General features: G+C 60.4%; 8 protein-coding genes. 4 read left to right on the top strand and 4 right to left on the bottom strand.

Translation table 11 applies throughout. The annotated features are described in order from the left end of the window. Positions 1–154 precede the first annotated feature (154 nt). The 4 genes from PMI37_RS20480 to PMI37_RS20465 form a co-directional block, all read right to left on the bottom strand. Entirely contained in the window at positions 155–1,222 is a 1,068-nt protein-coding gene (locus tag PMI37_RS20480; protein ID WP_008084492.1) for a lipocalin-like domain-containing protein, read from the bottom strand. Further along, positions 1,212–3,683 carry an ABC transporter permease gene (locus PMI37_RS20475; protein ID WP_008084489.1) on the bottom strand — a complete coding sequence of 824 codons (2,472 nt, stop codon included), beginning with the start codon at positions 3,681–3,683 and terminating at the stop codon, positions 1,212–1,214. Before PMI37_RS20475 ends, PMI37_RS20480 begins: the two co-directional genes overlap by 11 nt. Beyond that, on the bottom strand, positions 3,680–4,333 hold the full coding sequence (locus PMI37_RS20470) for an ABC transporter ATP-binding protein (RefSeq protein WP_045123215.1): 654 nt from the start codon (positions 4,331–4,333) through the stop codon (positions 3,680–3,682). The genes PMI37_RS20475 and PMI37_RS20470 overlap by 4 nt, the downstream gene beginning before the upstream one ends. A 198-nt stretch (positions 4,334–4,531) precedes the next feature. Further along, positions 4,532–6,229 carry a sulfatase-like hydrolase/transferase gene (locus PMI37_RS20465; RefSeq protein ID WP_008084485.1) on the bottom strand — a complete coding sequence of 566 codons (1,698 nt, stop codon included), beginning with the start codon at positions 6,227–6,229 and terminating at the stop codon, positions 4,532–4,534. Between the two features lie 389 nt (positions 6,230–6,618). Here PMI37_RS20465 and PMI37_RS20460 point away from each other — a divergent pair, with 389 nt between their 5' ends. From PMI37_RS20460 to PMI37_RS20445, 4 genes are read left to right on the top strand one after another with little or no spacing between them, the layout of a single operon-like run. Continuing rightward, positions 6,619–7,971 carry a UDP-glucose dehydrogenase family protein gene (locus PMI37_RS20460; protein WP_008084483.1) on the top strand — a complete coding sequence of 451 codons (1,353 nt, stop codon included), beginning with the start codon at positions 6,619–6,621 and terminating at the stop codon, positions 7,969–7,971. Further along, complete coding sequence (locus PMI37_RS20455) at positions 7,968–9,005, top strand: NAD-dependent epimerase (RefSeq protein ID WP_008084481.1); 1,038 nt, start codon at positions 7,968–7,970, stop codon at positions 9,003–9,005. The genes PMI37_RS20460 and PMI37_RS20455 overlap by 4 nt, the downstream gene beginning before the upstream one ends. Positions 9,006–9,023: 18 nt before the next feature. Continuing rightward, on the top strand, positions 9,024–9,770 hold the full coding sequence (locus PMI37_RS20450; protein WP_008084479.1) for a sugar transferase: 747 nt from the start codon (positions 9,024–9,026) through the stop codon (positions 9,768–9,770). After that, positions 9,770–10,417: a CpsD/CapB family tyrosine-protein kinase gene (locus PMI37_RS20445; protein ID WP_008084477.1), complete on the top strand. Its 648-nt coding sequence runs from the start codon at positions 9,770–9,772 to the stop codon at positions 10,415–10,417. The genes PMI37_RS20450 and PMI37_RS20445 overlap by 1 nt, the downstream gene beginning before the upstream one ends. Positions 10,418–10,420: the final 3 nt, after the last annotated feature.

The raw sequence follows: 10,420 nt of genomic DNA, 5'->3' as shown, positions 1-10,420 counted from the left end.
TGTAGGAGTTGCCGAAGGCTCGGGCCGCGTTCGGACGATCTTTTGATTTTGCCCTGCAAAAAACAAGATCAAAAGATCGCAGCCTTCGGCAGCTCCTACATGGGTTTGTAGGTTCAATCAGTAGGCATATCCTGGGGTCTGTATGTGGGGTCGGTCAGTAGCCGGTCATTTCCAGATAGCCTCGGCCCGGATGGCTGCCGCTGATGCGCACCGGGCCTTCCCAGTAGGGGATGCGCAGGCTCATCCAGGCATTCGGATTGAGGGCATCGAGTGAGATGTCGAGGTGTTTGTCGGGGATGCGGATCGCCCAGCGTATCGGCATTTTGCGGCCGGCCACCTCGGCGGTGTCTTGCGGGGTGAGCGTGATCTGCTCGCTGCGCAGGGTTTGCGTCTGGCCGTTGGCGGCGATCCAGGTGCCGGTCAGGTACGGTGCGCCGTCCTTCTGTCGAGTGCGGAAAAGCATGACTTTTTCACCGTTGTCCAGGTGCAGGGAGAGCCAGTCCCAGCCAGTCTGGTTGGCGCTCAGGGGTTGGCTGCTCCATTCGCGATCAAGCCACGCCGGTCCGCTGACGCTGTAGGTGTTGCCGTCGATCTGCAAGGTGCCGCTGGCCTGGAAAAACGGCTGACTGTAGTAATACGAGGCCTGCCCTTCTGCGGATTTGCGGCTGAAACCCTGGTCACCCTGCAACACCAGCGGACGGCTGGAAGTGAGGTGCAGTTGATAGGCGAAATTTTTATCGCGAGCGCTGAGTTGCAGGTCACTCATAGGATCGGCGGCCTGACTGGCGAACCGCCAATCATCAATCCACGCCTCGAACGGCGCCACCCGCACACCCGCCTGCCCGACGCCGCCCCGCGCATAACGCTCGGCGGCGTGATGAACAGCGGCGGACGTTACCGCCGCATGTCCCAGCCAGATCGTCTGATTGCCCCACCCCGCTTGCTCGGGCAGCGCTTTCAAAGGGCTGCGAAACAACGTCCACTGCACACCGAATTCGCGGCCCTGCTGATCCTTGAGATTGGCCGTGACGTACCACCATTCGATGCGGAAGCCGTCATGCGCGCCGTGATCCGCCGGAAAGCTGAACACCCGCCCCGGCACCACCGCAGTGAACGCCGCCGCCTCATCTCCCATGCCGGCAAAGCCCTTCTGTTCGGGCGCGGGTTGATCGCAGCCGCCGAGCAGCAGCACCAGCATCAGCACCGCGCGGTTAATCCTCATGGGCAAACGTCCTCAACAAATCCGCCGGCTGCGTGCGGTACAGCGAATACAACGGCCAGGCCGAAGCCAATAACGTCGCCAGCAACGCCAACCCCATCAATTGCAGCAATTGCCAAGGGAACACCCGCAACGGCAGGCGCCAGCCAAACGCCTGCACATTGATCACCGCGTCCAGACACCACGCCAGGGCAATCCCCAAAGGCAACGCCAACACCAGCGTCAACACCGCCAGCAGCCAGGTTTGCCCGAGGTTGAGCAGCATCAGTTGCTGCCGCGTAACGCCTAACGCCCACAATGGCGCGAGCTGCCCCAGGCGGCTCTGACTTTGCGTCAGCAGGCTGATAAACAACGCCACGCCCGCGACCGCCAGGGTCAGACTGTTCAATGCGGCCGTCGCTGCGAAGGTGCGTTCGAACACCTGAACCGACCAGCCCTTGAGCCGCGCCTGATCGACGATACGGCTGTCATCGAGCTGGAAGCGCGCTTGCAACGTACTGAGCAGCGTCGCGATATTCTGCGGTTCAATACGCAGGTTGAAGCGGTTCGGCGTCAGCTGCGGCCAGCCGCGCAACAGGTGATTGACGTTGACCAGCAGGTGTCCCTTGGGATTGCCGTAATCGGCGTAGATGCCGACGATGCGCGGCGACCACGTTCCATTCGGCGTGGGAATCGCCAGGTGTTCACCGGCGTGCAATTTCAGGCGTCGGGCGAGTTGTTCGCTGAGCATTACCGCATCATCCGTCGCCAGGTGCCCCCACGGATCGCCGCCGCTGGCATCGAGCAACGGCCAGTGTTCGCGATAATGCGGGTGATCGATCACGCCGAAGACGTCCGCTGGCCAACCTTGCAACGTCACTGAGACCTGCCAGTTGGGCAGCACCGCAGTGACGTTCGGCTGCTGTCGGAGCCAGCTGTACATTTCGCGAGCCTGCGCAGGATTGCTCGGGTTGATGTAGAGCTCGGCGCTCAAGCGTTGTTCGAGCCAGTCGTTGAAGGTCTGGCGAAAACCGGCGGTCATGCTGCCCGCACCGATATTGGCGGCGAGCGCCAACAACAACGCCATCAGCGCCAGGCTCAATGCCGGCAATTGCTGGCGGCAATCGGCGAGAAACCATTGGCCGAGCACCGAACGGCTGCGACCCAGCAACTGATTCAAGATCGCACTGAGCAACACCGGCAGCGCCAATGCAGCGCCGAGCAGCAATCCGGCCATCAGCACAAAACCGCTGGCCAGGCTGTCGCCCCAGATCAATGCCGCCAAGGCCACCACCAGCAGGACGGCCGCCAGCCAACCCTGACGACGCAACCATCGCGCGTATTGCTGATGCCAGGCTTGCGGGTCGGCCACGGCCAGCAACGGTAAACGCGCCGCGCGCAGCAGGCTGTTGCCGCCCGCGAGCATGGCGCCGAGCAGGCTCAAACCGATGCCGCTCAACCACCACCAAGGGCTCAGGCGCAACTGCCCCGCCACTTCCGCGCCGTACAAACCGCGCAGGCTGGCGGCGACGTCCGGCAACAAGACGCTGGCCAGCCAGTAGCCGCTGACCACGCCGAACAGTCCGCCGATCAGCGCCAGCACACCCAGCTCGACGATCAGACAACCGATCAACATCCGCGCACTGACACCACAGGCGCGCAACGTACGCAGCAAGCCTCGACGCTGTTCCAGGGCGAGACCGATGGCGGCGTGGACGATGAACAGACCAACCAGAAACGAGAGAAATCCCAGGGCATCAAGATTGAGATGGAAGCTCTCGGTCAGGCGCGCCAGATTGTTTTCCTCATCGCTGCTTTTCAGCTGCAACTGGCCTTTGAATGAGGACGGCAACTCAGCGTGGAAATCCTTGGGCAACAACAGCCGCGACAGCTGCCCCGGTTGTTCGAGCAGGGTTTGCGCCATGCCGATGTCCACCAGCAACACGCCCGGCGCCATGTCCTTTTGTGCAAGCAGCGGCGGCAGTAAACGTCCGTTGACGGTCTGCGGCGTGGCACCCTCGGCGAGGTTCAGGGCTTGTAGAGTTTCCGGGGAAATCCAGGTGTTACCCGGAGGCGTGAAGAACTCGACGATGCGCTCGATCGGCATGGCTTGCCCGGCCACCGCCGAATCCGTTGGCAGCGACACCGGCTCGATGCCCATCAGTTGCAGCCGCTGGTTTTCGTGACCTTTGAGCGTCAGGCGGCCCTGCAACAGCGGCGACACCGGCCAGCCCTGACGCCGCAGATCGACAAACCACTGCTGGGTAAACGTCGCCCCGCTTGGCGTGCTCAGGCTGGCCTGCGGTTCGCCACCGATCATCCGACTGGCGCGGGCGTAGCTGTCACGGGCCTGACTGTTCAGCGCTTCGACGCCGGTCAGCAGACTGGTCGCCAGCCACAACCCGGTCAGCACACTGAAAAACTGTACCGGATGGCGCCGCCAATGGCTGAGCAACGCGCGCAGGGTCTGGCGAAAAACCTTCACGTCAGCCGACCTTTGGACAGCACCACGCGCTGCGCCAATTGCGCCGCGACTCGCTGACTGTGGGTGACCATCAACAAGGTCGTCGGCGTGTCATCGAGCAATTCGAGGAGCAGCCGCAGCACTTCATCACTGGTCGCTTCATCAAGGCTGCCGGTGGGTTCATCAGCCAACAGCAGTTTTGGTTGCGACGCCAGTGCCCGGCCCAACGCGACCCGTTGTTGCTGGCCGCCGGAAAGTTGTTCGGGATAACGCCTGAGCAAATCACCCAAACCCAGGCGCTGCACCAGATGCGCCTGCCAGCGCGGCTCATGGCGCCCGGCCAGACGCGCCTGAAACGCCAGATTGTCCTCGACGCGCAGACTGCCGATCAGGTTGAACTGCTGGAACACCAGACCGATTTCAGTACGCCGCCAGTTCGCCAGTTGCGCCTCGTTCATCTCCTCCAGCCGATGCTCGCCGCTGCGGATGCTGCCGCGATCGACCTTGTCCAGACCGGCCACCAAATGCAGCAACGTGCTTTTGCCGCTGCCTGATTCGCCCATCAGCGCCAGGCTGCTGCCGGCGTCCAGCGTCAGGTCGACGCCTTGCAGCACGGGCAACGGTCCTTGAGGAGTGAGATAACTTTTGAAAACGTTTTCAACGCGAAGCATGCCGCCACCTGATCGGTCAGTGTGGGGCAAGGATAGCGGATGCCGATGACCGCTCGGAATCTTGCGGTGAATTGAACGGCCACATCGCTGGCAAGCCAGCTCCCACAGTGTCCGGTGGTGTACTCAAAATTTGCAACAGCTTCAATCCCTGTGGGAGCTGGCTTGCCAGCGATGACGCCGGCCCTGCCACTGCAAAATCTATTGCCCCGCCGCAACACTCGCCGGCGCCTGCGTCGGCGTGACAATGCTGCCCAGATCAATATGCTTCCACTCCGGCTTCGCCCCCAACCGCGCATTAAACCGGTAGTTAAACGTGAATTCATCCGCCGTAGCCACGCTCAGTGGCTTGCCATAAACCGCCTCGATCCCCGCCAGGTCATAGCCCATCAACTGCAGCAGCGTCGGGAAAATGTTGTAGTGACTGGAGCGATCCTTGTTCACGGCCAGTTTCGCTGACCAATCCAGCGTTTTCAGATCGCGGCCCTGAATCACCACCAACGGCACCAACCCCTCCTCCTCCACCGGATCGCCACCGCAGTGCGTGTTCAACCCCGGATTACCGCGCTCATGCAGATCCTGACCATGGTCAGACGTATAAATCAGCAACGCATTATTCAGATTGGCCTGGGCAAACACCCGCGCAAAAAACTCGCCGACGTTCCACAACACGGTGTTCTTGTAGGCGTTGCGGTACAGCACCCAATCATCGGGCTGGCCATTGAAACCGGTGCGCTCGCCGGTATCCGCCACCTCGGTGAACTGACCGCGCGGCAAGGTCGGGCGGTACGCCATGAACGCATCGGGGTATTTGTCGTGCACCGGGAAATGCGCGCCAACCTTGTTGATCACCACCAGCTCCGCTTTGTCGTCGTTGAGCAATTCAATCAACTTCGCCGCGGCCGCCATGTCGCGATCGCGCACGCTGGTCTGGTCGAATTGCACGAACTCATCGATGTCCTTCTTTTCGGTGTCAGTCATCAGGTTCTGCAGATTGCCGCCGGTGCGCTGAGCGTCGATGTACACCGTGCGCAGCCCGGCCTTTTTCGCGTACTGCCAGATCGACGGCAGCGTGCTGTTGATGCGCATGTAATCAGCGCGGGTGCCGCCGTAGCGCAGGGTGACGTTGGTGTCGGCGCTGCAATTGGCAATGGACGCGGCGTAGCCGTAATTGAAAATGTCGACGCCTGAGTGCGCCTGTTTGAGGTTGCTGTGCACGCCGAACGGCGCGTTGATGTCGAGGTAATTGCCGGAGATGCTTTCATCGATGATCAGCACGATGTCATGGCCGACGGGTTGCGAAACGCGCGCCAGCGTTACCGGTTCACGCGGGCCGACGGTGTTGTGCAGCGCCTCATAGGCAAACAGATTGAGGTAGGCCAGCGGCGTGTACATGATCGGCAAGCCGCGGGCGCCCTCACCCGCACGTAAAAACAGCACCCCGCTCAGCAGCAACACGGCGCACACCGGTGCCGCCACGCGCAACGCATTGGGTATCACCAGCGAATGGCGAGGCTTGAGACCGATACCGAACAGCAGCAACAAACCGTTGAGCACGCCGTGGAGGATCGCATCGCGATACTGATACGCGGCCTCCTGGATGAAGCCACCGGAATACACCAGCGAGACAAAACTGCTGTAGTTCAGGTAATCGGCAGTGACCCGTGTATAGACATCAAAAAACACCGCAGAGGCAAACATTACCAATGCGAATAAATGTCGAACGAGGGTCTGTCGTATATAGGCCGTTAGATATAACGCTAAAGTAAGCGCCAAAAACATCGCGCCAAAAAGAACTACAGAAAAACCGAGGCCGATAGCATTTAACCGCTCAATGTAATATTCGCAATAAAGCAGCAGATAAATAAGTAAAAGCAGTTCTTTGAGGTATCGAAACATGGCTTTTCCGGTCGAGCGTGACGGCAAAGGGTCAAGGTTTTGTCGGTCAAAATCTGACACTAGCACCCGGCCATCAAAGCGCAAGAAATGGCTGACTTTTCGATAAAGCGTCAAAAAAACGTTGACTCAAATCTGACACACTCAAGTTGCTGAAAGCCTTTAATTTCGCGGCCTTCGACCGTTTATCGTTTTCTTTTAAATGTGAAAAAAGCGTCAAGCACGGGACAAATCCAGCAATAGCAAGCACTTGATGGCCAATCGCCCCCAGAATTGGGGCTGTTATACACGTGCAACATGTCATTTTGCTGACACGCTTTTCCCACCCTGCGCTATACCCCTTTTGACAGTCTCATTTCGAACTCTTCCACCGTCTTACGAGGCACGCCAATATGGACGTGAGCGTATTTGGTACGGGCTATGTTGGCCTGATACAAGCAGCGGCACTTGCCGATGTTGGACATCGCGTTTTGTGCGTGGATATTGATCCGAATAAAATCAAGCAACTGCAACAAGCAGTTCCTCCGATTAGTGAACCGGGCTTATCCAGCACACTGGAAGAAAACATTAAAGCCGGGCGCTTATTGTTCAGTACCCAGGCCAGCGATGCGGTCGAGCACGCCGAGTTGATCTTCATCGCCGTGGGCACGCCTGCCGATGAGGATGGCTCCGCCGACCTCAGCCATGTGCTCAACGTTGCCCGGCAGATCGCCTCGCACATGGAGGCCGATCGCACGCTGATCATCAAATCGACGGTGCCGGTCGGCACGGCGGATCAGGTGCTGGCCGCTGCCAACAGCGAACTGCTGCTTCGCGGTAAATCCGAGCTGAACGTGCGCGTGGTCTCCAACCCGGAATTCCTCAAAGAAGGCAGTGCCCTCGCCGACTGCATGCGCCCGGACCGGATCATCATCGGAGCCCGCGACGACGCGGCGCGCGAGCAGATGAGTGAGTTGTACGCGCCGTTCTGCCGCAACCACGAAAAATTGATGTTCATGGACAACCGCAGCGCCGAGCTGACCAAGTACGCGGCCAACGCGATGCTCGCCACGCGCATCAGCTTCATGAACGAATTGGCCAATCTCACCGAGCTGCTCGGTGCCGACATCGAGGCGGTGCGCAAAGGCATCGGCTCTGATCCGCGCATCGGTTACCACTTCATCTATCCGGGCTGCGGCTTCGGTGGCTCGTGCTTTCCCAAGGACCTGCGCGCCCTGCTGCACACCGCCGAACACAACGGCATGCCGCTGAAATTGCTGCGCAGCGTCACCGACGTCAACGACCTGCAGCGGCACATTCTGTTCAGCAAACTCAAAGCACAGTTCCCGCAAGGGCTGGCCGGCAAGTCCATCGCGGTCTGGGGCCTGGCGTTCAAACCGAACACCGATGACATGCGCGAAGCGCCAAGCCGTTATCTGATGGACGCGCTGTGGGCCGAAGGTGCCAGCGTGCAGGCCTATGACCCGGAAGCCATGTCCGAATGCCGCCGCCTCTACGGTTACCGCAACGACCTGCACCTGTGCGCGACCCGCGACGACACCCTCGAAGACGCCGATGCGCTGGTGATTTGCACCGAGTGGAAAAACTTCCGTGTGGTCGATTTCGAACTGCTCGCGGAAAAGCTGCGTTCGAAGGTGATCATCGACGGCCGCAACCTCTACAACCCGGAACAAGTGGCCGCCGCCGGCCTGCATTACAGCGGCATCGGCCTGCGCCACATCGCGCCCGAAGGACTACGGCCATGAAGGTTCTGGTCACCGGCGCGGCCGGTTTCATTGGTGCTCATTGCGTGTTGCGGCTGATGCGCGACGGGCACTCGGTGGTCGGGCTGGATAATTTCAACAGCTACTACGACCCGCAACTCAAGCACGATCGCGTGCAATGGGTGCGCGAGCAGGTCGGCGATTTCCAGCTCGCAACGGTTGACCTGGCCGATGCCTCGGCCATGGAAGCGCTGTTTGTCCGCGAACGCCCGCAAGTGGTGATTCACCTCGCGGCGCAAGCCGGGGTGCGTTATTCGCTGGAAAATCCACGGGCGTACCTGGACAGCAACCTCAACGGCTTCCTCAACATTCTGGAGAGCTGCCGGCATCACCCGGTCGAGCATTTGATCTACGCCTCGTCGAGTTCGGTGTACGGCGCCAACCAGTACACGCCCTACTCGGTGAAGGACGGCGTCAACCACCCGCTGTCGCTATACGCCGCCACCAAAAAAGCCAATGAGCTGATGGCGCACAGCTACAGCCACCTGTTCGGCATTCCCTGCACCGGCCTGCGCTTTTTTACCGTGTACGGTCCTTGGGGCCGGCCAGACATGTCGCCGATCCAGTTCGCCCGGGCGATCAGCGAAGGCGAGCCGCTGAAGCTGTTCAACTACGGCGAACATCAACGCGATTTCACTTACGTCGACGACATCGTCGAAAGCATCGCCCGCCTTATCGAACAACCCCCGCAGGTCAACCCGCAGTGGGATCGCGAGCAGCCCGACCCGGCCAGCAGCATGGCGCCGTGGCGGTTGTTCAACATCGGCGGGCAGCACCCGGTCGAGCTGAAAACCTATCTGGCGCTGATGGAAAAACACCTCGGCCAGAAAGCCCTTGTCGAGCTGCTGCCGCTGCAACCGGGCGACGTGCTCAACACCTGTGCCGACGCCAGCGATCTGGCCCAGGCCACCGGATTCCAGCCACGCATCGAGCTGGACGAAGGACTTGGACGCTTCATCGCATGGTTTCGCGACTACTACCCCACTGCCTATCGCCCACGCGCCGCTCGCGGCTGAACATCAGCGGAGGACTTTATGACTGGACATGAAAAAGGTGTACCGATCCAACAACTGCAGCGTGATAAACGCATGGATCCGGAACAACGAATGCGCCTCGATGCAGCGATTCATCGTCAGGGCCGCGGCTGGTTTACCGGCCGTGACGGCGGTCGCCCATGGCAGTTGTCACGCACCAACCGCGTGGTCGCCTGCCTCGGCGCGCTGACCATTCTGTTGCTGATTTCGCCGCTGTTGCTCGGGCTCGCACTGGCCATCAAGTACTCCAGCAAAGGCCCGGTGATGTTCGTGCAAAAGCGCACTGGTTATCGCGGTCGCAAATTCGGCATGTACAAATTCCGCACCATGGTCGCCAACGCCGAAGAATTGAAAGAGTCGCTGCGTCACCTCAACAAACACGGTGCCGACGCCATCGACTTCAAGATTGACCAGGACCCACGCATTACCGGTATCGGCGGTTTTCTGCGGCGCACCAGCCTCGATGAACTGCCCAACCTGATCAATGTAGTGACCGGCGACATGCGCCTGGTCGGACCACGTCCGACCTCGTTCAACGCCTACCGCTACAAGGACAGTCACCTCGCCCGTCTGGCGATCTACCCCGGCATGACCGGCCTGTGGCAGATCTCCGGGCGCAGCAATATCGACTTCGACCAGCGCGTTGAGTTGGACCTCAGCTATATCGCCGAGCAGAGCCTTTTGCTTGATCTGAAGATTCTGTTGAAAACCCCCTTCAAAGTATTCAGCGGCCACGGAGCAAGCTAATGGACGGTTCAACCAACAAAAGCCTGAGCATTGCCAACCCCAGCGAATCGAACCTGACCTCGACCGTGCTGGATCTCGATCTGCGGATCCTGTTCCTGACCGCCGCCAACCCCGGCGCGGGTACGACCACCAGCGCACTGGCGCTGGCCAGCCAACTGGCGCAAATGAGCAGCGGCCAGGTGCTGCTGGTCGACGCCAGCCAGTCGGCGAGCAACCTCACCCAGCAACTGAACCTGAGCAAGGAACGCGGCCTGCGCGACTTGCTGTTCAACCCGGACAACCCACCGTTGTTGCAGGATTGCGTGGTGCAGGTGTCGAGCCTGCCCTTCCACGTGCTGCCCAACGGCCGGCCGATCCGCACCATGGAACACCTGACCGCCGAGCGCCTGAGCCCGTTGCTCGATCAACTGGGCAGCCAGTACCGCTTTGTGGTGATCGACGGCGACGCGGTGTATTCCGCCGCCGACACGCTGGTGATCAGTACGCAAGTCGATGGCGTGGTGTTCGTGGTGCGCGCCGAAGACACCCGCTGGGAAGTCGCCCAGGCCGCCGTGCAACGCCTGACTCAGGCCGGGGCGAAAGTGGTCGGCAGCGTGTTCAACCGGCGCAAGTACTACATGCCCAAATGGCTTTACAAAAACCTCTAAGCG

The sequence above is a fragment of the Pseudomonas sp. GM80 genome, assembly GCF_000282515.1.
Classification (GTDB): Bacteria; Pseudomonadota; Gammaproteobacteria; order Pseudomonadales; family Pseudomonadaceae; genus Aquipseudomonas.
This window is presented reverse-complemented; position numbering and strand designations above follow the sequence as displayed.

Bases quoted from the DNA above. Each gene is read 5' to 3' on its own strand.
- PMI37_RS20465 (WP_008084485.1), bottom strand. From the start codon at position 6,229: ATGTTTCGATACCTCAAAGAACTGCTTTTACTTATTTATCTGCTGCTT.
- PMI37_RS20455 (WP_008084481.1), top strand. From the start codon at position 7,968: ATGAAGGTTCTGGTCACCGGCGCGGCCGGTTTCATTGGTGCTCATTGC.
- PMI37_RS20480 (WP_008084492.1), bottom strand. From the start codon at position 1,222: ATGAGGATTAACCGCGCGGTGCTGATGCTGGTGCTGCTGCTCGGCGGC.
- PMI37_RS20470 (WP_045123215.1), bottom strand. From the start codon at position 4,333: ATGCTTCGCGTTGAAAACGTTTTCAAAAGTTATCTCACTCCTCAAGGA.
- PMI37_RS20445 (WP_008084477.1), top strand. From the start codon at position 9,770: ATGGACGGTTCAACCAACAAAAGCCTGAGCATTGCCAACCCCAGCGAA.
- PMI37_RS20460 (WP_008084483.1), top strand. From the start codon at position 6,619: ATGGACGTGAGCGTATTTGGTACGGGCTATGTTGGCCTGATACAAGCA.
- PMI37_RS20450 (WP_008084479.1), top strand. From the start codon at position 9,024: ATGACTGGACATGAAAAAGGTGTACCGATCCAACAACTGCAGCGTGAT.